At 66.7% G+C, this 20,424-nt stretch carries 22 protein-coding genes; 13 read left to right on the top strand and 9 right to left on the bottom strand.

Annotated features, from left to right (window positions below):
- The 5 genes from ACQP1G_RS26840 (at position 1) to ACQP1G_RS26820 (ending at position 4,544) form a co-directional block, all read left to right on the top strand.
- Positions 1–1,404, top strand: coding sequence for a nucleotidyltransferase domain-containing protein (locus ACQP1G_RS26840; RefSeq protein WP_433192326.1), 1,404 nt, complete (start codon positions 1–3; stop codon positions 1,402–1,404).
- 23 nt (positions 1,405–1,427) lie between these two features.
- Positions 1,428–2,165, top strand: coding sequence for an HAD family hydrolase (locus tag ACQP1G_RS26835; protein ID WP_433192325.1), 738 nt, complete (start codon positions 1,428–1,430; stop codon positions 2,163–2,165).
- Positions 2,165–3,097: a diacylglycerol/lipid kinase family protein gene (locus ACQP1G_RS26830; protein WP_433192324.1), complete on the top strand. Its 933-nt coding sequence runs from the start codon at positions 2,165–2,167 to the stop codon at positions 3,095–3,097. Before ACQP1G_RS26835 ends, ACQP1G_RS26830 begins: the two co-directional genes overlap by 1 nt.
- A complete protein-coding gene (locus ACQP1G_RS26825; protein ID WP_433192323.1) occupies positions 3,094–3,870 on the top strand; it encodes an SDR family NAD(P)-dependent oxidoreductase in 777 nt (258 codons plus the stop codon). Before ACQP1G_RS26830 ends, ACQP1G_RS26825 begins: the two co-directional genes overlap by 4 nt.
- 200 nt (positions 3,871–4,070) lie before the next feature.
- The gene (locus ACQP1G_RS26820; RefSeq protein ID WP_433192322.1) at positions 4,071–4,544 is read left to right on the top strand and encodes an HAD-IIIC family phosphatase; all 474 of its coding nucleotides are present in this window, start codon (positions 4,071–4,073) and stop codon (positions 4,542–4,544) included.
- A 100-nt stretch (positions 4,545–4,644) separates the two neighbouring features.
- On the opposite strand, the gene ACQP1G_RS26815 is transcribed toward ACQP1G_RS26820, so the two are convergent.
- The gene (locus tag ACQP1G_RS26815) at positions 4,645–5,517 is read right to left on the bottom strand and encodes a LysR family transcriptional regulator (protein ID WP_433192321.1); all 873 of its coding nucleotides are present in this window, start codon (positions 5,515–5,517) and stop codon (positions 4,645–4,647) included.
- A 102-nt stretch (positions 5,518–5,619) separates the two neighbouring features.
- On the opposite strand from ACQP1G_RS26815, the gene ACQP1G_RS26810 reads away from it, so the two are divergent.
- Positions 5,620–6,525 carry an MBL fold metallo-hydrolase gene (locus tag ACQP1G_RS26810; protein WP_433192320.1) on the top strand — a complete coding sequence of 302 codons (906 nt, stop codon included), beginning with the start codon at positions 5,620–5,622 and terminating at the stop codon, positions 6,523–6,525.
- 292 nt (positions 6,526–6,817) lie between these two features.
- On the opposite strand, the gene ACQP1G_RS26805 is transcribed toward ACQP1G_RS26810, so the two are convergent.
- Positions 6,818–7,675, bottom strand: coding sequence for an alpha/beta fold hydrolase (locus ACQP1G_RS26805; protein WP_433192319.1), 858 nt, complete (start codon positions 7,673–7,675; stop codon positions 6,818–6,820).
- Positions 7,676–7,774: 99 nt separating this feature from the next.
- Between ACQP1G_RS26805 and ACQP1G_RS26800 the strand changes: the two genes are divergently transcribed.
- Complete coding sequence (locus tag ACQP1G_RS26800) at positions 7,775–8,119, top strand: winged helix-turn-helix transcriptional regulator (protein WP_433192318.1); 345 nt, start codon at positions 7,775–7,777, stop codon at positions 8,117–8,119.
- 8 nt (positions 8,120–8,127) lie between these two features.
- On the opposite strand, the gene ACQP1G_RS26795 is transcribed toward ACQP1G_RS26800, so the two are convergent.
- Positions 8,128–8,889 (bottom strand): alpha/beta fold hydrolase, encoded by a 762-nt coding sequence (locus ACQP1G_RS26795; protein ID WP_433192317.1) that lies wholly within the window; start codon positions 8,887–8,889, stop codon positions 8,128–8,130.
- A 71-nt stretch (positions 8,890–8,960) separates the two neighbouring features.
- Between ACQP1G_RS26795 and ACQP1G_RS26790 the strand changes: the two genes are divergently transcribed.
- Positions 8,961–9,374 (top strand): MarR family winged helix-turn-helix transcriptional regulator, encoded by a 414-nt coding sequence (locus tag ACQP1G_RS26790; RefSeq protein ID WP_433192316.1) that lies wholly within the window; start codon positions 8,961–8,963, stop codon positions 9,372–9,374.
- Positions 9,375–9,431: 57 nt separating this feature from the next.
- Entirely contained in the window at positions 9,432–11,138 is a 1,707-nt protein-coding gene (gene ilvD / locus ACQP1G_RS26785; RefSeq protein ID WP_433192315.1) for a dihydroxy-acid dehydratase, read from the top strand.
- Between the two features lie 103 nt (positions 11,139–11,241).
- Here ilvD and ACQP1G_RS26780 read toward each other — a convergent pair whose 3' ends face one another.
- Entirely contained in the window at positions 11,242–12,126 is an 885-nt protein-coding gene (locus ACQP1G_RS26780; RefSeq protein WP_433192314.1) for a sigma-70 family RNA polymerase sigma factor, read from the bottom strand.
- A gap of 102 nt (positions 12,127–12,228) precedes the next feature.
- Here ACQP1G_RS26780 and ACQP1G_RS26775 point away from each other — a divergent pair, with 102 nt between their 5' ends.
- Positions 12,229–12,576, top strand: coding sequence for a DoxX family protein (locus tag ACQP1G_RS26775; RefSeq protein WP_433192313.1), 348 nt, complete (start codon positions 12,229–12,231; stop codon positions 12,574–12,576).
- Positions 12,577–12,933: 357 nt separating this feature from the next.
- On the opposite strand, the gene ACQP1G_RS26770 is transcribed toward ACQP1G_RS26775, so the two are convergent.
- The gene (locus ACQP1G_RS26770; protein ID WP_433192312.1) at positions 12,934–13,596 is read right to left on the bottom strand and encodes a permease prefix domain 1-containing protein; all 663 of its coding nucleotides are present in this window, start codon (positions 13,594–13,596) and stop codon (positions 12,934–12,936) included.
- Positions 13,581–13,934 carry a PadR family transcriptional regulator gene (locus ACQP1G_RS26765; protein WP_433192311.1) on the bottom strand — a complete coding sequence of 118 codons (354 nt, stop codon included), beginning with the start codon at positions 13,932–13,934 and terminating at the stop codon, positions 13,581–13,583. Before ACQP1G_RS26765 ends, ACQP1G_RS26770 begins: the two co-directional genes overlap by 16 nt.
- 66 nt (positions 13,935–14,000) lie before the next feature.
- Between ACQP1G_RS26765 and ACQP1G_RS26760 the strand changes: the two genes are divergently transcribed.
- Genes ACQP1G_RS26760 through ACQP1G_RS26750 form a run of 3 tightly spaced genes read left to right on the top strand, consistent with a single transcriptional unit; the run spans position 14,001 to position 16,161 of the window.
- Positions 14,001–14,669 (top strand): LppX_LprAFG lipoprotein, encoded by a 669-nt coding sequence (locus ACQP1G_RS26760; protein WP_433192310.1) that lies wholly within the window; start codon positions 14,001–14,003, stop codon positions 14,667–14,669.
- Complete coding sequence (locus tag ACQP1G_RS26755) at positions 14,666–15,424, top strand: ABC transporter ATP-binding protein (RefSeq protein WP_433192309.1); 759 nt, start codon at positions 14,666–14,668, stop codon at positions 15,422–15,424. The genes ACQP1G_RS26760 and ACQP1G_RS26755 overlap by 4 nt, the downstream gene beginning before the upstream one ends.
- Positions 15,424–16,161, top strand: a complete 738-nt coding sequence (locus ACQP1G_RS26750) for an ABC transporter permease (RefSeq protein WP_433192308.1) — start codon at positions 15,424–15,426, stop codon at positions 16,159–16,161. The genes ACQP1G_RS26755 and ACQP1G_RS26750 overlap by 1 nt, the downstream gene beginning before the upstream one ends.
- Before the next feature lie 6 nt (positions 16,162–16,167).
- On the opposite strand, the gene ACQP1G_RS26745 is transcribed toward ACQP1G_RS26750, so the two are convergent.
- The 3 genes from ACQP1G_RS26745 to ACQP1G_RS26735 all read right to left on the bottom strand — a co-directional run bounded on the left by ACQP1G_RS26745 (position 16,168) and on the right by ACQP1G_RS26735 (position 20,380).
- Entirely contained in the window at positions 16,168–17,763 is a 1,596-nt protein-coding gene (locus ACQP1G_RS26745; protein ID WP_433192307.1) for a GMC family oxidoreductase, read from the bottom strand.
- A 116-nt stretch (positions 17,764–17,879) separates the two neighbouring features.
- Positions 17,880–19,295 (bottom strand): NtaA/DmoA family FMN-dependent monooxygenase, encoded by a 1,416-nt coding sequence (locus ACQP1G_RS26740; protein WP_433192306.1) that lies wholly within the window; start codon positions 19,293–19,295, stop codon positions 17,880–17,882.
- On the bottom strand, positions 19,292–20,380 hold the full coding sequence (locus ACQP1G_RS26735; protein ID WP_433192305.1) for an LLM class flavin-dependent oxidoreductase: 1,089 nt from the start codon (positions 20,378–20,380) through the stop codon (positions 19,292–19,294). The genes ACQP1G_RS26740 and ACQP1G_RS26735 overlap by 4 nt, the downstream gene beginning before the upstream one ends.
- Between the last annotated feature and the right edge of the window lie 44 nt (positions 20,381–20,424).

The following is a 20,424-nucleotide window of genomic DNA, read 5'->3' as shown; positions in this document are numbered from 1 at the left end:
ATGACCGGAACCGAGATTGCCGCGGGCGCAACCACTTCCGAACGCCTGCTGGTGCACGCCGCACTGGCCGACCCCAGTGCGGACGAGCGGGCACAGTTGGCGAAGCTCGCCCACGAGATCACCGATTGGGCAGAGGTGTTCGAGCTGGCGAAGCTCAATGCGACTGTCCCGCTGGTACAGCGCCGCCTGGAAACCGAAGACCTCTACGAGCTCGTACCCGAAGTGGTGCGCGCGCACTTCGCCAGCGTGACCGATCACATTGCCGCCGTGAATGATCGGCGCCTGTCCGGCGCACGCGAACTGCTGCGCCGATTCGACGAACGCGGCGTGCGCTGTGTGGTGCTCAAGGGCATGCTGTTCTCGACGGAGATCTACCACGACCCGCGCTACAAGCGCATGAACGACCTCGACATCCTCATCGAACTCGACCAGGTCGACACCGCCATCGAGATCTACCGGGAGCTGGGGCTTTTCGCCACCTCCGAACTGCTCGGCAAGGCGCCCAAGGTGCGGGCCGAACGTTCCCACCACCTACCGTCGTTCGTCTCCCGTGACGGCGCGCTGGTCGTCGGCACGCACTGGGCCCTCATCACCCCGCTGGCCCCGTACACCATCGACTACGCCGCCATCTGGAAGCGGGTGCGGCGCATCGACTTCTACGGTGTGCCCGCCTGGGCCATGTCGCACGAGGACAACCTGCACCACCTCGGCATCCACCTGCCCTACTACAAGACCGGTGTGCGTGAACTCGCGGACATCTGGAATCTGGCCCGCTACGCGAGCGACCTCGACTACGACCTGCTGGCCGGTGAAATCTCCAAGGCGGGCAGCGAAAGCCTGATGTACCACGCCCTTTCGCTGGCTGATCGGCTCGTTCCCGTTCCCGAGTTCGCGGCCCTGATCGGCTGGATCGCCCCGAATATCAATCGCTTCACCCGCTATGACACCGCGCGCAAGACCGCCGATATCCACGCCTTGCTGCACAGCCGCTCCACCCACACCTCGCGCATCGAGAAGGCTTACACCGAATTCAATATGACCGCGGTCGCCGCCGAGAAACGCGGCAGCTTCGGGCGGCTGTGGTCGGATCTGCTGCTGGTGCCCGGCGTGGAGGCACGCAAGATGAGTTCGCTGCGCGATCCGTCGGCGCTGTCGGAGCTCGGCGCGCGAATTTCGGCCCCGTACCGCCTGACTCGGGTATTCCAGCGCGATCTCGGCCGCTGGCTGTTCCCGGCGGCACTGGCCAAGACGGTTGTCGATCTCGGTGTCGCCTATGGTTCGGAACTGGCGAGCCGGACGGGAATCGGCACCGGCGCGACGGAGCGTCCCGGCATCGACGAATACGCGGCAGAACTGGGCCTGACCCGAGAAGACCTGCAAGCGGTACTGGACAGCCAGGAATGAATACAGCCTCGCGAAGCGACTCTATGGGGGGTGGTGGTCGGGAGACGGGCGGGCAAACGGTGCTGTGGGACTTGGACGGCACCTTGGTGCGGCTGCACAGGCGCCGATTCAAGACACTCATGCCGCTGGCGGCCGCGCAGGCATTCCGCGAGTTGACTCCGCCGCATCGGTTTCTGCGCGTCCTGTACGGCGTGCTGAAGCAAGTGCGCGCGAACGACACCGAGCACACCAATACCGAACTCATGGTGCGGCTGCTCGCCGACCGGCTCGGCGTCGCACCCGACGCCGTCGCGGCCCAGCTGACGGCTTTGGCGGAAGCGGGTTTTCCACGCTTGCGGAGGTGTTTTCCGCCCGAGCCGTGGGCGCTGGATACGGTGACCAGGCTCCAGGAGGCGGGCACCACGCAAGTGGTCGCGACCAACCCGCTGTGGCCGGACAGCACGGTCAGCACCCGGCTGGGCTGGGGCGGTTACGACCCGTCCGTGTTCACCTTTCGCACCAGCGGCGAGAACATGCGCCGTTCGAAGCCACGCATCGAGTTCTACCGAGAACTGCTGGATCGGCTCGGCGCGGAACCGGGGGAATGCGTGATGATCGGCAACGACGCCATCAACGATGCGCCAGCGGCGCGGATCGGTATCCCCGTATTCCTGGTGAATGTGCCGGAATCTGCTGTGCCGCAAAACTGTTCGGGGACCGGGTTGGTAAGTACAGGGGGTTGGCCTCGGCTGCGCGAGTGGCTGGGTATCGAGGAGGAGTAATGCTCGTCGTTCTTAATCCACAGTCCAATGCCGGGACCGCGCTGCAGCGATGGCGCCCGGTGGAACACGCCTTACGCGGGCGGGATACCGATCTCACCGTCGAAATGCCTAGCGACGCAGAGCAAGCCGCGAAGCTGGTGCGCGCGAGTCTCGAGTCCGAAGCGCCCGATGTCATTGTGGCGGCGGGCGGTGACGGCATGGTGAACCTGGTCCTCAACGCCATCATGGATCCGGAGACCGACCGGCCGCGGCGCGGCGCGGAAAATACCGCGCTGGGCGCGGTCGGGCTCGGCAGTTCCAATGACTTCCACAAACCCGGGCGTACCAGGATCGCCGATATCCCGGTCCGGCTCGGTCCGGCCGAGACCGTTGATGTGGGCAAAGCGACCATGCTGCTGCCCGACGGCACCCGCACGGTCCGCTACTTTCTACTCAATGCGAGTATGGGACTCGTTGCGGCGGGCAATCATTCGTTCAACCATGCCCGCGGCCTGATCGGCTGGCTGAAGTCACGCAATGTCGAGGCGGCCATCATCGCCACCGCACTGAGCAATATCGCCACCCACCAGCCACTGGCCATTGAGCTGCGCGGCTCGGACTGGGTACACACCGCGCCGATCACCAATGTCGGCGTACTCAAGAGCGTGCACTTCGCCGGTGGCATGTACTATGACACCCCGGTCACTCGAGCCGACGGCCGGTTCGATGTCAATATCTGGGAAGCCGCTGGGCGTGCCCGAATTCTGGGTCTCATCGCCGGTCTCTACCGCGGCAAGTTCGCGGGCTCGGCACTGGCCACCTGCCACCGCGACACTGCGGTGGAACTGCGCCCTGCCGCGCCGGCACCGCTCGAATTGGACGGCGAAATCGCGATCGTCGAATCGGCGCGCCTGGAGGTACTGCCGCAGGTGCTGCAGGTGTGTGCCCGATGACCGTCGTTCTGGTGACCGGCGCCGCCAACGGTATGGGTGCGGCAACCGTCGAATACCTTGCGCGCGTCGGCTATACGGTCGAAGGCAGTGACAAGGTCGCTCGCGACGGTGTGTGCGCGGTCGATGTCCGCGACAGCGAGGCGGTGGCGGATTGGGTGAAGTCCGCGCACGCACGGCACGGGCGGATCGACGCCGTGGTCACCTTCGCCGCCTACGGCATTGTCGGCTCGGTAGAGGAGACCGACCCGGACGAGGCCGCCGCGCTCGTCGACACCAATGTGATCGGCACGCACCGCGTACTGCGCGCGGTGCTGCCGATCATGCGGGCCCAGGGCAACGGCCGCGTGATCGTGGTGAGCTCGGGTGCTGGCGCGATCGCCGAACCCTACGGCGGCTGGTACTCGGCCACCAAGGCCGCCATCGAACGTCTCGGTGAGGCGACGCGCATGGAGACCGCCGCATTCGGCATCCATGTTTCGGTGCTCGCACCGGGGTGGACGGTCACCCCGATCATCGATTCCGCGGTGCGCGTTGCTGATCCGATCGAGTCCTACACCCCCGATCGGATCTCGGTGCTGGAGCGGGTCACCGGCTATCTCGCGGCCGGACAGTCCGCCGAGGCGGTAGCCGAGAAGGTGCGGACGATCCTGGAAACGGATAGACCGCGCCAGACCTACCTGTGCGGCAGCGATGTTCGGCTGTCGTTCTGGACCCGGCGATTCGCGCCCGCGCGCGTCTACGAATGCCTCGTCCGCCGCTACTACGGCTTTTGACAGAGCATTCCCGGGCGGTACCGGTAGTATCACGTCGGCCGGACGGGCTCCCAAGAAAGCGGGGGCTTGCCCGGCACCTGCCGTTCGCTGGATGGTGTGCTGGTCGTAGCGACTGCTTTGTAAGTCGCTCGAAACAACCAGCCCCATCTGCCGACGACACGGCAGGAGCGGCAGCGATGACCAACCGATAGGGGCAGGCGATGACACCGGCTCTGAGATGTCTTGTCTGGGAACTGGACAACACCCTCTGGGATGGTGTCGTGTGCGATGCGACCAGCGGCGCACCACGGCCCGCCGCCCTACGCACACTGCATATGCTCAGCGAGCGCGGCATCTGGCACGCCGTCGCCAGCCGCAGCGACCGCGACCTCACCCTGAACAAGCTGTACCGGCACGGGCTCTACGATATGTTCTCGGCCATCGAGATCGGCTGGGGTCGCAAGTCGTCATCGCTGGTCCGTATCGCGCAGACCCTCGGATTGTCCCTGGACACCATCGGTTTCATCGACGCCGAACCGGTGGAACGCGCGGAGGTCACCCGAATGCTCCCGCGCGTGCGCTGCTACGCCGCCCGCAATGCCGACGTCCTGCCCGCACTGCCCGACTTCCGCCCGGTGCTGCGCACGGGGCCCTCGGCCACGCCGCCGATGGGATTCGCGAGCGTCCGGGGGTAGACGCCGGGGCGAGTTCGCGAATGAACTTGCCTACGTCGCGAACTGCGACTGATCCGGGCGCGGAGCCGGCGGCCAGGGGGCTGATTGTGTCGGACGATCGCTATTCGCCGATCGGGTCAGCGCGGTAGATGGCGGCGGCAATGCGAATGAACGACCGGATCAGTGGGCTGTTGTCACCCTTGTTCCAGGCTACGACCAGGTCGCTCGACGGCATATCGGTCAGCGGTACCGCGATGAGACCGTCGGGGAGGTCATGGGTGAGGGGGGCGAGTCCGACGGAGCCGTTCCACAGGACAGCCTGTAGGCATTCGTGGACCGTTCGCACAACCGGGCCGTCCTTTTCGTGACCGGTCGTTTGCGTCCAGTAGGCGCGCCATAGCGGGTCGGTGTCGTCGGGCAATCGGAACCAGGGACGGTCGGCGAGATCGGGTCGGCGCAGGCTGTCGCGGTGAGCGAGTGGATCGTCGGCGCGCAGCACAACGCCGATCCGGTCGGTGCGCAGTATGTGGGTCGCGATACCGGTCTGATCGAAGGGGGTACGGGTGAGGGCGACGTCCACGAGGCCGGAGCGGAGTCCGGTGGTCGGATCGGTGAAATCGGCCTCGCGGATGCGGATGTGCACGCCGGGGTGGTGGTGTCGATAGGCGGCGGCGAGTCTTGTTCCGGCCTGTTCGGCGCTGTGGGCGAGGGTGCCGATGGTGAGTGTGGCGGTGCCCGCGGCCGCGATGACCCGGACTCGGGCCCGCTCGGCCTGGGTCAGCAGCAGGCGCGCTTCTTCGTAGAGAGCGCTTCCGGCGGGGGTGAGTGCGACGCCGATGGGCGAGCGGTGCAGCAGGACACAGCCCAAGTCGGTTTCGAGCTGTTTGATGGCCCGACTCAGCGGCGGCTGGGACATATGCAGCCGTGCGGCGGCACGGCCGAAGTGCAGTTCCTCGGCCACCGCGACGAAATACCGCAGCAGGCGTAAGTCCATCAGCGGCAACGATACCCGCCCGGTATCGGGGGCGCGGAATCGGTCTTGGACGCGACGATCGGCAAGAGCTGGACTTGGGACATACCCAGATAAGGAGTCTTCATGGCCGAAATGCTCGAACCCGTGGTCGAACTCACGGATGTGACCGAGATTGCCCACGACATCGTTGTGATTCCGAACCGGCGGGTACCGCTGGTGCCGAATATCGGGGTCATCGGTGGTCGAGATGCGGTGCTGGTTGTCGAGACGGGGATGGGGCCGCGCAATGCCGAGACCGTGCTGAAATTTGCCACCGAAGTCGCCGACGGCCGCGAGTTGTACTTGACGACAACGCATTTCCACCCCGAGCACGCATTCGGCGCACAAACTTTCGCCGATGCGGCGACCTATCTGATCAACCGAGATCAGGCGGCGGACCTGCGGCTGAAAGGTCCGGGATATCTCGAGATGTTCACCGGCCTCGGTGCCGCGGTGGCCCGCCAGCTCGAGGGAGTGCATCTGGCGCGGCCCGATATCGTCTACGACCGGTCCTACGAACTCGATCTGGGCGGGCGGGTGGTGCGGTTGCGGGCCACCGGGCGCGCGCACAGCAATGGTGATCAGGTGGTGGAGGTGCCCGATGCGGGTGTGCTGTTCACCGGGGATCTGGTGGAATCCGGGCAGTTCGCGATATTCCCGTGGTTTCCACCGCACGACACCGATGTCTCCGGTCTCCGGTGGCTCGCGGTCATGGAACGACTGGCTCGCGAACATCCGCGGATCGTCGTGCCCGGACATGGTGCCGTCGGCGGCGCGGAGCTGCTGGCCGATGTGCGCGACTATCTGCGAATGCTGCGGGACGAGACCTGGATTCGCCGCGATTCGGCCATGGCCGAGGAGACGATCATCGAAGAGGTCCGGGCCCTGCTGATTACTCGGCGTCCCGGATGGGACGGCCAGGAGTGGATCGAGAAGGGTGTCGGCTGCTTGTGCGCCGAGCATCCGCATACCAGCGTCGCGCCCGCATAGCCCGCCGCGCGGGCGGCTCATGTCATCCTCTGACGGTGTCGGCGATCGTGTCCGGGCCCAACGGCTATGCCTCCTCGGCGGTTCGTCGTCGGATTCGGCGGGGTCGGCCTGCTCGCCGATATCGGCTACGAGGGCGCTCGCGCGGTCACCGGACCGGTATCCGGCCGCACTCGGCAAGTGTGGTGCTCGCCAGCGTGGGTGAGGCATTCGCGCTCGCCGGTCGAGTGGTGCGTGCTGTGGTCAGGCCATCCAACTCGTGGCGGTGCTCGTCTTCGTTACCCGGCACCTTCGCTCAGGGCGCCGAATCGACCTCGGCCGCAAGGAAATCCGCAAGCAGATCGAGAAGGGCAGTGGTGCCGTCCAGCGGAATGATGTGACCGCAGTCGGGAATCACGTGGGCGACCAGGTCATCGGCGATAGGGCGCAGTTGCCGTGCGAGCGCGTCACCGACCGGATGCGCGCCGACGGCCATGGTCGGCACGGTAAGCCGCCCGGACATGACGGCCTGCTCGATCTGACGCGCGGTGCTCGGCATTGCTCGGTAGTAGGCGAAGGCGCAGCGCAACGCCTCATGTCCGGTGTAAGCGGTGACGAAGGCGTCCCGCAGGTGTGCGGGTACACCGCGTCCGTGGGTGCCGATGGTGAGAAACCAGTCGATGTACTCGGATTCGTGTCCGGCGAGCACGGTTTCGGCGAGGCCGGGTACCGCATGGAAGCCGAACCACCAGGGTGGACCGGCGGCGAGAAAGTCCTCGGCACCGGGCAGCGTCCCCAACAGCGATTCCATCAGCACGAGTCGTCGCACGCGTTCGGGCCGCCGCATCGCCAACAGGAAGGCGGGCGGCGCACCGGCGTCGATTGCGATCACCGTTGCGCTCGCCTCGCCCAGTGCGTCGAGCAGGTCCGCGGCGTCCTCGGCGAGCGTGCCCGTGTCGTAACCGTCCGACGCACGGGTCGCGCCGCCGAGCCCACGCAGGTCCGGCGCGATGACCCGATGCCGTTCGGCGAGCGGGCCGATCACCGCGCGCCACAGCTGCCAGGTGTGCGGGAAGCCGTGCAGCAGTAGGACGGCCGGGCCTTGCCCCGCGATCGCGACCTCTGTGCGAATGCCGTTGGTATCGATGTGCTGTACCGAGATATCGGATGCCATTGCTCTGCTCCGTGTGGTTACCAATAGTTACCACCTGAAACTAGGTAACGTGGTCGGTGCTGCCAAGACGGCACTTTCACGACAGGTGGTGAGGTTCAGGTGACTACCCGAGGCGATCTGTTCGACCCCGACTGCCCGACGCGCCGCCTCCTGGACCGGATCGGCACCAAGTGGGTATCCATGGTTGTCAAGATCTTGGCCGAGGCCGGTGAGTTGCGTTTCGCCGAACTGCGGCGACGGATACCCGGTGTCTCGCAGAAGATGCTCTCGGTAACCCTGCAGGGCCTGACCGCCGACGGCTTGGTCGCGCGCCGAGTGGAACCGACAGTCCCGCCCCGCGTTCACTACCGCCTCACCGACCTCGGCGTATCCCTCGAAGTGCCCCTGGCGGCGTTGCGCACGTGGGCGGAGGAGCATATGGCCGAGATCGATCGGCGTGTCTGACCGATCCGCTACCGCAGTGCCGGGCGGAAGGTCTCGATGTGAGCGAAGGTGGCCTCCGGTTGCTCTAGTTGGGGCAAATGGCCTGCCGCACGGATGATTTCGAATCGAGCATTGCCGAACGCGGCGGCATAGGCCGCGCCGTAGGCCGGGGTGAGGATGCGGTCGCTTTCGCCCCAGAGCAGCAGCGCTGGTGTCATGACGGCGGCGAGTTGGGGGAGCAGTTGCGGGTTGTGCATGTACGGGTCGCCCGCGTAGTGCCGTAGCGCGACCATATTCCCTTGGCGCGCAACCGATTGCGCAACGGGGATGTCGGCGGGGTCTTGGTAGAAGCGGGCCGGGTCGTGGTAGGAGTGCTCGGCTACGCCGCGGGCGTCGAGGGCGAAGAAGTCGGTGATCGGTTCGTCGTCGAACCAGACGCCGGTCGCATCGATCAGCACCAGCCCGTTGATCCGGTGCTCGCGATCGCGGACGGCCATTTCGGCGGCGATCCAGCCGCCGATGGAGGAGCCGATGACGAGGACGTCATGCAGATCGCGGTCCTGGAGCAGGTTCAGATAGCCGCGGGCGAGGTCGCCGATGCTGTCGAATGCCAACGGTGTGCCATTCCAACCCGGATGCGTCGGAGTAACGACATGGGACGTGCGGGACAGGTGCTCGGCGATACCGGCCACCGAAGCGGGGCCAGCACCGCCATGTAATACGAGAATTGTTGGGCCGCTGCCTGATTCGGCGATCGTGAGCGGCGGTTGCGGCTGGGGGAGTGCGGTCATCGACAGTGCCTCGATCCATAACTAAATATATTGATATAAACAAGTTTAGTCACACTGTTAGGCTTATGTCCATGCCTGGTGATCTGCAAGCCCTGGGACGCGCCGTCAAACAAGCGCAGTACCGCCATCATCGCGCGCTGGACGGTCGGCTCGCGGCCATCGGCAGCACCCTCGCCCAGTGGGATGCCTTGCGCGCCATCGACCGCAATTCCGGTTCTACCGCGCGCGCCCTGGCCGAGGAAACATTTCAAAGCGAGCAGGCCTTCGGCACCCTCGCCAACCGCCTCGTGGCCCGTGGTCTGATCGAACGCACGCCCGGACGCGGTCGCGCCATCGAACACCGGCTGACCGCCGCGGGCGAACAGGTACTGCGCGCCGGAAACCAGATCGCGAACGACGTGCTGGCCGACTCGTTCGCCGCATTGTCGACCGACGAACGCGCGACCCTGCTGAATCTGCTCCAGCGAATCGGTACGCACCGATAATCACGGCGATCGGCGTGGGCGGCGGCGCTCGGCGATCCGGGCGGGAATGATGTGGCCATGGCGAATGATGCGAACGGTCCCGATATCAAACCGCGCAGCCGCGACGTCACCGATGGTCTCGAGAAGACGGCCGCGCGTGGCATGCTGCGGGCCGTCGGCATGGACGACGGGGACTGGGGCAAATCCCAGATCGGGGTGGCCTCGTCGTGGAACGAGATCACGCCGTGCAACCTTTCGCTGGATCGGCTCGCCAAGGCCTGTAAAGAGGGCGTATTCGCGGGCGGCGGGTATCCCATGGAATTCGGCACCATATCGGTGTCCGACGGCATTTCCATGGGCCATGAGGGCATGCATTTCTCCCTGGTATCGCGGGAGGTGATCGCCGACAGTGTCGAGACCGTGATGCAGGCCGAGCGGCTCGACGGTTCCGTGCTGCTGGCCGGATGCGACAAATCGTTGCCCGGCATGCTGATGGCGGCGGCGCGGCTGAACCTGGCGAGTGTGTTCCTGTACGCGGGCTCGATCCTGCCCGGTATCGCGAAGCTCTCCGATGGCAGCGAGCGCGAGGTGACGATCATCGACGCGTTCGAGGCCGTCGGCGCATGCTCACGCGGGTTGATGAGCCGCGCGGATGTAGACGCGATCGAGCGCGCCATCTGTCCCGGCGAGGGCGCGTGCGGCGGGATGTACACCGCCAACACCATGGCCAGCGCGGCCGAGGCCTTGGGCATGTCGCTGCCCGGCAGTGCAGCGCCACCCGCGACCGATCGGCGACGCGACGGCTACGCCCGACGTAGCGGCGAGGCGGTCGTGGAATTGCTGCGGCGCGGGATCACCACCGCAGACATCCTCACCAAGGAAGCCTTCGAGAACGCGATCGCGGTCGTGATGGCGTTCGGCGGCTCGACCAATGCCGTATTGCACCTGCTCGCGATCGCACATGACGCGAACGTGGATCTGACACTGGACGATTTCGCCCGTGTCGGCCGCAGGGTGCCACATCTCGCCGACGTGAAACCCTTCGGTCGACATGTGATGACGGATGTGGACCGGATCGGCGGCGTGCCGGTGATGATGAAGGCGCTGCTCGATGCGGGGCTGCTGCACGGCGACTGCCTGACCGTGACCGGCCGGACCGTGGCCGAGAACCTCACCGATATCGCCCCGCCGGACCCCGACGGAAAAGTGGTGCGGGCCATGACATCCCCGATCCACCCGACCGGCGGCATCACCATCCTCGCCGGATCCCTCGCGCCCGGCGGCGCCGTGGTCAAGTCGGCGGGCTTCGACTCCGACGTATTCACCGGCACCGCACGGGTTTTCGATCGCGAGCGGGCCGCGATGGATGCGCTGGAGGACGGCACGATCGCGGCGGGCGATGTGGTCGTCATCCGCTATGAGGGCCCCAAGGGTGGTCCAGGAATGCGCGAAATGCTCGCGATCACCGCGGCCATCAAGGGTGCGGGACTCGGCAAGGATGTGCTGCTGCTCACCGACGGCCGATTCTCCGGCGGCACCACCGGACTGTGCGTCGGCCATGTCGCCCCGGAAGCGGTCGACGGCGGCCCGATCGCCTTCGTCCGCGACGGCGACCAGATCCGCCTCGACGTCGCCGCGGGCACCCTCGACCTGTTGATCGACCCCGCAGAACTCGCCGACCGCCGCGACGGCTGGAAACCATTGCCGTCCCGCTACACCCGCGGCGTACTCGCGAAATATTCGAAACTGGTCGGCTCGGCGTCGTTCGGCGCCGTCTGCGACTGACGCACGGCGGTCCGCTGAATCCTCGTGTGCCCGGCACCATCTCACCGACATCGGCCGCCGCTTCCTCGCCGGGCACCGCCGCGCTGCGTCACGGCCCAGCGGTTCAGGGCAATTCGGGCAATACCGCCAGATCGAGTTCGGCCAGTCGGACAGGGTCCGCGATCACCTCGTAACCGGCGATCCGATTGTTCTCGACCGTGACGGCCAGGGCGAGGAGCAGGTTGCCGCGTGGGGCGACGATGATGCCGACCGCGCCATTGACGAGTGCGAGCGTGGCGACCTGGGAGCGGCGCCGCAGGATGACGGTTTCCCGCGCCACCGTCTGCGCGCCGCGAGCGACCAGCGCCATACCCGAGGGCAGCGCGGCGGGATCGGCCGTGCGCACCACGTCGGGAGCCAGCACGGCCAGTAGTGCGTCGAGATCACCGCTGCGGGCGGCGGCGAGGAAGGCATCCACGACGTGGCGCTGTTCGGCGAGTTCGGCGGTGGACGCGGTCGCGTCGCTGTGCGCTCGCGCGCGGGCCCGGCTGGCGAGCTTCTTGGTGGTGGCCGTTGTGCGGCCAACGATGGGCGCGATCTGGTCGAACGGTACGGCGAACATATCGTGCAGCACGAACGCGACCCGCTCGTCGGGACCGAGCCTATCCAGCACCACCAGCAGCGCCCGCCCGACCGAATCGATCAGCACCGCTTCGCTCTCCGGATCGCGGTCATAGGCGGAGTCGCCGAGATCGGCGATCCGATCGATCGGATCCTCGCGCCGAGCGGCCCGCGAGCGCAGCATATCGAGGCAGATCCGGGAGACCACCGTCGTCAGCCAGCCCGCCAGATTCTCGACCTCGCTGATGTCGGTGCGGGCCAGCCGCAGCCACGCCTCCTGCACCGCGTCATCGGCCTCGCTGGCCGCCCCCAGCATCCGGTAGGCAACTGCGCGCAGGTGGTCGCGATGCGTCTCGAATTGTCGCGCCAACAACTCCTGTGCGTGCATCGGTCACCTTTCGCGATCGGCATCCGTCACGTGAATTAGGCGATCGGGTGCGACACCACGATCGCAGACCCAGTGAATCGAGACTCCCGGAGGGTATTTCCCATGTCTATCGCATACGTCGTCGTCACCGTCCTCGCCGCTGTTGCCGCCCTCTTCGCCGCAGGCTTCGATGTCGTCGAGGCGGATAAGGTGCGCGAGACCATGCAGGGCTACGGCCTCCCACAGTGGGCACTCAACCCCTTGGCCGCTCTCAAAGCGCTCGGCGGACTCGGCCTACTGATCGGCCTGGCCATCCCGCCCCTCGCCCTGGCCGCCGCCACCTGCCTGGTCCTGTTCTTCCTCGGCGCGGTGATCACGATCGTCCGCGCCAAGTGGTACAGCCACATCACCTACCCGCTCCCATACCTGGCCCTGGCCGCAGCCTCCCTCAGCCTGTTCGCCTTCGCCTGATTCCGGCATTCCGCCCGATAGCCACGCACCCCGTGTCGCTGGCGCACCCCGGTGTAGAGCGGGTGTGCGGCAACGACACCGGGTGTGCGGATCAGTCGGCGAGGTATACCGGCGCGGGACAAGCGTGCACTACATCGCGACATTCTGTGCGGCACAGCACCCTCTGCATCCACGCGCCGAATGCAATGTTGCACTGCATGCCAATTCGGGGCCACTATTGGCGCGGAAGGGCCGAGGGTAGCGGATCGCATTGGCGTGAACGCCATTCCCGTCCCGATCACGCGGGATTCTACGGTTCAGCTCAGGAATGGGCACTCGATGCCGTGAACTGATCGGCGCCCCCGGGGGGCAGTTGCGCTACGAAGTCAGGGCCCGGGCGGGGCCGAGGCGCGGAATGCTGGCCGTGGCCATGGCGATGCGGGTGAGGCTGGCGAGTGCGCCGAGCGCGACCGGCAATACGACCACACCCTGTGGCGCGAGGGCGACTACCGTCGCCAAGGTCGTGATCAGAATCGTGTCGACGGTCAAGGCGACGACCGCGGTCACTACCAATGCTCTGGCGGCCAGTCGGGTCTCCATTCGCAGCCAACGGCTCATGCGTCCCGTCGCGGCGGTCGCGACCGCGGTGAATGGTGCGCCGATCATGACGGCGACCGCCATCACGACCAAGCCCGTCACCGTGAGCGGCCATGGCACGGCGGCGAAGGACCCGAGCAATGCCGCTGTGCCCCACAGGATTCCGATCAGTGGTCCGATCATCAGGAACCCGCGACCATAGCGGTTGATCCGCTTCGAGGAGTTGACCGGCGCGAAATCGGCGGCGAGCAGCGCGGGCGCGCCGAACTCTCGTATCGCCGCCGCGCGGGCCTGCGGCAGGGAAAATCCACGCGCGAGAAAATGTTCCACCGATTCGTGCAGTCCGTCACCGATCTCGGCTAGGACCATGCGCCGATCGCGGCGTGCGCCGGTCAGGCGTCGGTCGAGATCGTTGAGGTAGTCATCGATTACGTTGCCGGACACGGTGTTTCCCCCATTCCTCCGTTTCCGTCCATCAACGCGCCAACGGCGCTGACGAATTCGCGCCAGGATGCCCGCTCGATCCCGAGTCGTCGGTGTCCCGCGGCGCTGAGCACGTAGGTGCGCCGCCGGCGTCCACCCTCGGTCGACCACGCACCGTTGATCAGTCCGGCCTGTTCGAGGCGATGCAGCGCCGGGTAGATCGTGCCCTTGGGCAGATCGAAGCGGCCGTCTGTCCGGTCCCGGAGCGCGTCGATGACACCGTAGCCGTGCCGCGGGCCGTCGGCGAGCACGGCCAGGATCATGCCGTCCAAATGCCCTTTCAGCAATTCCGCGCTCATGGGTAGTAATCCTACCCTTAGCCGCCTAGCCTATGGGTAGCGACACTACCCATAGGAGGTGCTTCGGTGCGCTATCGAAGGGCGGCCCTCGTGGTCGCGGGCACGGCGCTGGTCGCGGGGTGTGGCGACGGCGGATTGCCCGATGCCGATTTGATGCTGCGTGATGCCGCAATCTCCACGGGCGCAGTGCATTCCGCGCATCTGGTGCTGCGGGCGGAGGGTGCGGTGCCGGGGCTTGCGTTGCGCCGACTCGAGGCGGACCTGTCGACCGCGGACGGTGGTACCGCGACGGGCACGGCGATACCGGTGATCGGGTCGACGACCCGGTTCGTCGCATCCGAGGGCAAGGTGGTCGGCATCAACGCGGACGGAACCAGGACCCCACTGCCGCCGAATCTCGGCGTGGGCGATCCGGCCGGACTGATCGGCAGGGACGGTGCCATCGCTCGCCTGATCGGCTCGCTACGTGACGCCGAAACCGTTGCGCGAGAGGACTTCACCGGTGTCGATGCGTTCCAGGTGCGGGCCGTGGTGCCCGCGGAGGCGCTGCGCGCCTTGCTGCCCGCCGCTCGAACCGACGCCACCCTGACCGTGTGGTTGCGCGTCCGCGGTGCGCACCTGCCACTGCAGACAACCATCACCTTCCCGCATGCCGCGGGCGCGCAACTCGAGGTAGCGGTCTCCGACGTGAGCACGATCTCGCCGATCAAGACCCGACAGGGCGGAAAATCATGACAGAACTCGAAATGGCGCTCAGCGCAATCGAAGTACGGCAACTAACAGTCGAGCGCGGCAAGTCGGAGGTACTGCACGAGCTCGATTTCACCGTCGCCGCGGGCAGTGTCACCGGTTTGCTGGGCCCCAGCGGCTCCGGCAAGACGACGCTGCTGCGCGCCATCGTCGGCGTACAAAAGATCACCGGCGGCCGCGTCACCGTGCTCGGATTGCCCGCGGGCGCGGTCGCGCTGCGCGCGCGGATCGGCTATGTCACCCAACAACCTTCGGTCTACGGCGATCTCACAATCCGCCAGAACGCCCACTACTTCGCCCGTGTCCAGGGCAGCGGCATCGCCGCCGCGGACGAAGCAGTGCGCGATGTCGGACTCGCCGACCTCGCCGATCGCCTGGTCGACTCGCTGTCCGGCGGCCAGCGCGCCAGGGTCTCGCTGGCGTGCGCACTGCTGGCCCGTCCCGCCGTCCTGGTGCTGGACGAACCGACCGTCGGTCTCGACCCGGTGCTGCGCCGGGACCTGTGGCGGCAATTCCACGCCCTCGCCGCTGCCGGCACCACCCTGCTGGTATCGAGCCATGTCATGGATGAGGCCGACCGCTGCGACCGTCTGTTGCTGTTGCGCGAGGGCCGGCTGCTCGCCGACGAGACGCCCGCCGACCTGCGCGCGGCCACCGATGCCGACAATCTCGAAGAGGCATTTCTCCGCCTGATCCTGGCACGGGAGGTCACCTCTGAGACGCGAAAGGTACTGGCCTGATGTCGATTTCACGCACACTCTGGACCGCCGCCCGGGTACTGACCCAGATCCGCCACGACCGCCGCACCCTGCTGCTGGTCCTGTTCGTGCCCAGCCTCCTGCTGACGTTGCTGCGGTTCATCTTCGTGGATCGACTCGATATCTTCGACCAGATCGGCCTGATGTTGCTCGGCATCTTCCCGTTCACGTCGATGTTCTTGGTCACGAGTGTGGCCATGCTGCGTGAGCGGGTGAGCGGCACGCTCGAACGCCTGCTCAGTACACCCTTGCAGAAGCTGGATCTGCTGTTCGGCTATGCCCTCGCCTTCGCGGCACTCGCCGCGCTACAGGCGTGTATCGCCGCGGCCGTCGCCTACGGGCCGCTCGGGCTGCGCACCCAGGGCAAAATCGCGACGGTACTGCTGATCGGGGTGTCCACGGCCATCCTCGGCTGCTGCACCGGCCTGCTGACCAGTGCCTTCGCCCGCACCGAATTCCAAGCGCTGCAATTCATGCCCGCCGTTGTATTTCCGCAGGTCCTGTTGTGCGGGCTGATCTGGCCGCGTGCGGAGATGTCCACCGCGCTGCAACTGGCCAGTGATGTCATGCCGCTGCGCTACGCGGCCGACGCCATGAGTGAGGTCGGCACCTTCCCGCTGCCGACCACCACGCTGTGGCTGGATCTGCTGGCCATCGCAGGGTTCGCGTTCGCGACGCTGCTCGGCGGCGCGGCGACCCTGCGCCGCAAATCCGAGTAACGCGGGTCAGCCGAGGATGAAATCGGCCGCCTGCTCACCGATGAATACGCTCGGCGCGTGTGTATGGCCGCGGATGAGCAGCGGCATTACCGAGGCGTCCGCGACGCGAAGCCCTTGCACCCCACGCACTTCCAGTCGCGGTGTGACAACGCTGCCCGCGTCGGTGCCCATCCGGCAGGTGCCGACCGGGTGGTACAACGTGTGCGAGAAGCCGTTCAGGGTCAGTTCCATCGCGGCCTCCATTTCCGCGGGCGCCTGCGGCGGATAGATGAGGGGACCGAGTACCGCCTTCATAGCCGGGGCGGCGGCGAGTTCGGCGCAGACCCGCAGACCCGACATGATCGCGGCCCGGTCCGCGCCGCCGCTGTCGGCCAGGTAGCGCGGGTCGATGACGGGCTTGGCGGTCGGATCGCCGGACGCCAGCGAGATGCGACCCCGGCTGTGCGGGCGCAGCAGCACTGTCGCCAGCACCACCCCGTGCTCGGTCGGATCCACCAGGCCCTCGTAGTAGAACGGCGCTGGCGCGAAAACCAGCTCTAGATCCGGCAATTCGAGATCGGAGCGACTGCGGATGAACCCATAGGCCTCGCCGACATTGGAGGTCAGCATGCCCCGATGCCGGATCAGATAGTCGACGAGCTGTCGTGGTTTCTCCGCGGTGAACAGCGAATCGGATTCGACCCCATAGCCGAGCGCGGCCACCAGGTGGTCCTGCAGATTGGCACCCACCTCGGGGGCATGGTGCACCAGCGGAATGTGGTGGCGTGCGAGCTCGTCCTCGTCGCCGATACCGGAGAGCATCAGCAGCTGCGGGCTATTGATCGCACCACCGCACAGCACCACTTCGCGCCGGGCCGCCACCGAATGGGTGCTGCCGCCCTGGCGGTATTCCACGCCCGTCGCGCGCCGCGCCCCGGTGGGCGAGGTCTCGAAGATGACCCGTGACGCGAGCGCCTCGGCATGCACGGTGAGGTTCGGGCGGCGCATCGCGGGCTTCAGATAGGCGTCGGACGTGCTCCAGCGCCTGCCACCATGCTGGGTCACCATGGTCTCGCTGAAACCTTCCGGCTGCGGCCGGTTCGGCGGCTCCACCGGGAACCCGGACTCCTTGACCGCCGCGAGAAAGGCCGCGGTGAGCGCGCGCGGGCTGCGCTGCCGCGAAATATGCAGCGGTCCGGTCGCGCCCTCATCCGGGTATTGCGCGTCCTCGACGTTCTCGATCTTGCGGAACTGCTCGACCGCCGCCGCGAACCCCCACTCGTCCCCGGCCAGCAGCGCCCACTCGTCGTAATCGGCGCGGAATCCGCGCACCCACATCATCGCGTTCATCGATGAGGAGCCGCCGAACATTTTGCCGCGCGGCCAGTAGATCTGCCGATTCTTCAGCTCGGGCTGTGGTTCGGTGAGGTAGTCCCAATCCACCTCTGTGCGGAACAGTTTCGCGAACGCTGCGGGAATATGGGCGAACTTGTTCGTATCCGCAGGTCCCGCCTCCAGCACCACCACCGTGACATTCGGATCGGCGCTGAGCCGGTTGGCCAGGACCGCACCGGCGGACCCGGAGCCGACGATCACATAATCCGCGGTAGTCCCTGCTTGCACTGTCCCACTCCGATCTGCGCTGCGTATGGCAAACATACGAGCAAGACGCGGTCCCAGGTTCGATTTCGGTGACAAACCGACGATCTTTTGCGCATCGGACCTGGCGGGCGTCGAGGTCAGCGCCTGGTCAGCGGCGGTCGGAGCCCGAGGTGTTCGCGCAGAGTGGTCCCGGTGTACTCGGTGCGGTATGCGCCGCGCTCCCGTAGTTCCGGAATCAGCCAGTCGACGATCTCATCGAGTCCGGTGGGGACCAGATACGGCGAAATATTGAACCCGTGCGTCGCGCCGCTGCGCACCCAGCGGGTCAGTTCATCGGCGACCTGGCCCGGCGTACCCGCGAAGCCGGACCGCTGCGAGGTCTCGATGGCGACCTGCCGCAGCGAAAGGTTCTTGGCCTCGGCCAGCGCCCGCCACTCCCGCGCGATCGCCACCGGGTCCTGACCGTCGCGCTGAGCGCCGCGTTCACCGGAAATCACCCGAGGCTGTGGATCCTCCGCGGGCAGCGGGCCATCGGGATCGAGGTCGGACAGGTCTCGACCCCACACCTGGCCGACCAGGGAAAGCGCGGTCTGACCGGTGAATTGCCCCTCGAGCACCCAGCGCGCCTTCTCCTCGACCTCGGATTCCTTCTCGGCCAGCACGATCTGGGTGCCGGGCAGGATCTTGATGTCATCGGCCGGGCGACCCGCTCGCTCCAGCCGTTCGCGAATATCGTTCGCGAATGTCAGCGCGGCATCGAAATGCGTTCCGTGCCTGGAGAAGATGACATCGGCATTGGCTGCCGCGAAATCACGGCCCGCGGGTGAGTCACCGGCCTGGAAGATCACCGGGTGGCCCTGCGCGCTGCGCGGCAGGGTCGGGGTGACCGAGACCTGGAAATGGTCGTTGTCACGAGTCACCGTCCGCGCCGAATCCGGTGCGGCCCAGTGCGTGTCGTGGCGTGAGGTTGCGATCGCGTGGTCGGCCCATCCGTCCCAGATCGCCCGGGCCGTGCGGATGAATTCGCCCGCGCGCTCGTAGCGCTGCGCGTGGTCGAGGAAGCCGCCGCGCCGGAAATTCGCACCGGTCCAGGCATTGTCGGTGGTGACGGCGTTCCAGCCCGCGCGGCCGCCTGAGAGCAGGTCCAGTCCCGCGAGTCGGCGCGCGAGGTCGGCGGGTTCGTTATAGGTAGTGTTCTGGGTGGCGACCAGGCCGATGTGGTGGGTGATCCCGGCCAATGCCGCCAACTGGGCGATGGCATCGGGACGGCCCGCGATATCGGTGTCGAGCAGCTGACCGTTCTGCTCGCGCAGGCGCAGACCCTCACCGAGGAAAAACGCATCGAAGAGTCCGCGCTCGGCCGTGCCGACGATACGCCGGAACGTCTCGAAGTCGATCTGGGAACCGCTGGTCGGATCAGACCAGATGGTGGAGTGGTTGACGCCCTGGAAGAAGACGCCGAAATGCACCTGGGCGTCGGGGAACGCAAGCGCGGGCCCACCCGTTACCCGACCGCCACCGCTCACGGAATCGCTATGCGATGCAGTACTCATTGCTGATCCTTCGCGTATCGATTGATCGGCCGTATCAGGCCGAGATTGGCGCGCAGGGTCGAACCCGGCACCGGGCGGTGGGTCACTCCGGATCGGAACAGTGCAGGCAGGACGTAGCGCGCCAGCGCCGAGAGGTCTTCGTCGATGACGGCCGGATGCAGGCGCACGCCGTCGACGTGGTGTGCGAGTTCGGTAATGAGGCGGACGAGTTCGATGGGAGCGCCCGAGAACGTCAGGTGTCCTGTGGGATTCGCGGTCTGATACTCGTCGAGGGCAGTCAGGCGTTCAGCGGCCGTCGCATGCGGGATGTCCAGGGCGACATCGAGTTCGGCGAAGACCAGTGCGCCGGTGGCCCGCGCGCGGTCGGCGGCAGCGAGGATCTGTGCGAGATCGTGCCCCGTGACCAGGATTACGTCGGCTTCCCCGGATTCGGTTGTGCCATCGGCGAACACGACCACCTGCCCCTGCGGTGGCCGCGGCACGATCGCCGGACCCTGCACCGAAAAGGTCTCGCCGCTGAAGTCGATATAGTGCAGCTTGTCTCGATCGAGGAATCTGCTCTTCGCGTAGTCGCGCACGACCGCATCGTCTTCCCACGAGTCCCACAGTCGGCGCGCGACCTCGATCGAATCCCGTTGTTCGCGTGCGAGTTCCGGCTCGGTGCCGCGAGCGGGCCGACCCCAGGTAATGGCGGCCGCCGGGTCGGCAATGGTCGTCGCGATCCAACCGCCGCGCCCGCGCGAGGCATAGTCGAGCGTGGCCAGCTGCGAGGACGTGTGAAACGGTTCCGCGTAGGTGGTTGCCACGGTCGCCACCAGTCCGATGGTGCTGGTCGTCGCCGCCACGAACGATGCCCGCGTCACCGCGTCGATGCGCGCCGCCGGATGCCCGGCGGGCGGCAGGATCGAATCGTCGAACGTCGCAAGCGTAAAGCCGGCATTCTCGGCCGCGCTGACACGTTTGCGCAGCGTAGCGCCGGTAAGAAAGGCATCGGGCGCATGTGCGGCGCGCCGCCACGCGGCGGGATGATATCCCTCGCCATCCAATTCGATGCCCACCGCGAAGGCGTTTCCGCTCCTGCTCATAGGTATGACGATCGTCAAACTTGGCCGATACCGCCAGCATTTGC

The organism is Nocardia sp. CA-107356 (genome assembly GCF_050946365.1).
Lineage (GTDB): Bacteria > Actinomycetota > Actinomycetes > Mycobacteriales > Mycobacteriaceae > Nocardia.
The sequence above is the reverse complement of the archived record's forward strand: the minus strand, read 5'-3'. Positions and strand labels throughout refer to the sequence as shown.

Excerpts from the sequence above, each read along its gene's own strand:
- ilvD (WP_433192315.1), top strand. The coding sequence starts at position 9,432 with ATGGCGAATGATGCGAACGGTCCCGATATCAAACCGCGCAGCCGCGAC.
- ACQP1G_RS26780 (WP_433192314.1), bottom strand. The coding sequence starts at position 12,126 with ATGCACGCACAGGAGTTGTTGGCGCGACAATTCGAGACGCATCGCGAC.
- ACQP1G_RS26795 (WP_433192317.1), bottom strand. The coding sequence starts at position 8,889 with ATGACCGCACTCCCCCAGCCGCAACCGCCGCTCACGATCGCCGAATCA.
- ACQP1G_RS26755 (WP_433192309.1), top strand. The coding sequence starts at position 14,666 with ATGACAGAACTCGAAATGGCGCTCAGCGCAATCGAAGTACGGCAACTA.
- ACQP1G_RS26790 (WP_433192316.1), top strand. The coding sequence starts at position 8,961 with ATGCCTGGTGATCTGCAAGCCCTGGGACGCGCCGTCAAACAAGCGCAG.
- ACQP1G_RS26820 (WP_433192322.1), top strand. The coding sequence starts at position 4,071 with ATGACACCGGCTCTGAGATGTCTTGTCTGGGAACTGGACAACACCCTC.
- ACQP1G_RS26735 (WP_433192305.1), bottom strand. The coding sequence starts at position 20,380 with ATGAGCAGGAGCGGAAACGCCTTCGCGGTGGGCATCGAATTGGATGGC.
- ACQP1G_RS26775 (WP_433192313.1), top strand. The coding sequence starts at position 12,229 with ATGTCTATCGCATACGTCGTCGTCACCGTCCTCGCCGCTGTTGCCGCC.
- ACQP1G_RS26805 (WP_433192319.1), bottom strand. The coding sequence starts at position 7,675 with ATGGCATCCGATATCTCGGTACAGCACATCGATACCAACGGCATTCGC.
- ACQP1G_RS26825 (WP_433192323.1), top strand. The coding sequence starts at position 3,094 with ATGACCGTCGTTCTGGTGACCGGCGCCGCCAACGGTATGGGTGCGGCA.
- ACQP1G_RS26740 (WP_433192306.1), bottom strand. The coding sequence starts at position 19,295 with ATGAGTACTGCATCGCATAGCGATTCCGTGAGCGGTGGCGGTCGGGTA.
- ACQP1G_RS26810 (WP_433192320.1), top strand. The coding sequence starts at position 5,620 with ATGGCCGAAATGCTCGAACCCGTGGTCGAACTCACGGATGTGACCGAG.
- ACQP1G_RS26835 (WP_433192325.1), top strand. The coding sequence starts at position 1,428 with ATGGGGGGTGGTGGTCGGGAGACGGGCGGGCAAACGGTGCTGTGGGAC.
- ACQP1G_RS26840 (WP_433192326.1), top strand. The coding sequence starts at position 1 with ATGACCGGAACCGAGATTGCCGCGGGCGCAACCACTTCCGAACGCCTG.
- ACQP1G_RS26815 (WP_433192321.1), bottom strand. The coding sequence starts at position 5,517 with ATGGACTTACGCCTGCTGCGGTATTTCGTCGCGGTGGCCGAGGAACTG.
- ACQP1G_RS26765 (WP_433192311.1), bottom strand. The coding sequence starts at position 13,934 with ATGAGCGCGGAATTGCTGAAAGGGCATTTGGACGGCATGATCCTGGCC.
- ACQP1G_RS26750 (WP_433192308.1), top strand. The coding sequence starts at position 15,424 with ATGTCGATTTCACGCACACTCTGGACCGCCGCCCGGGTACTGACCCAG.
- ACQP1G_RS26830 (WP_433192324.1), top strand. The coding sequence starts at position 2,165 with ATGCTCGTCGTTCTTAATCCACAGTCCAATGCCGGGACCGCGCTGCAG.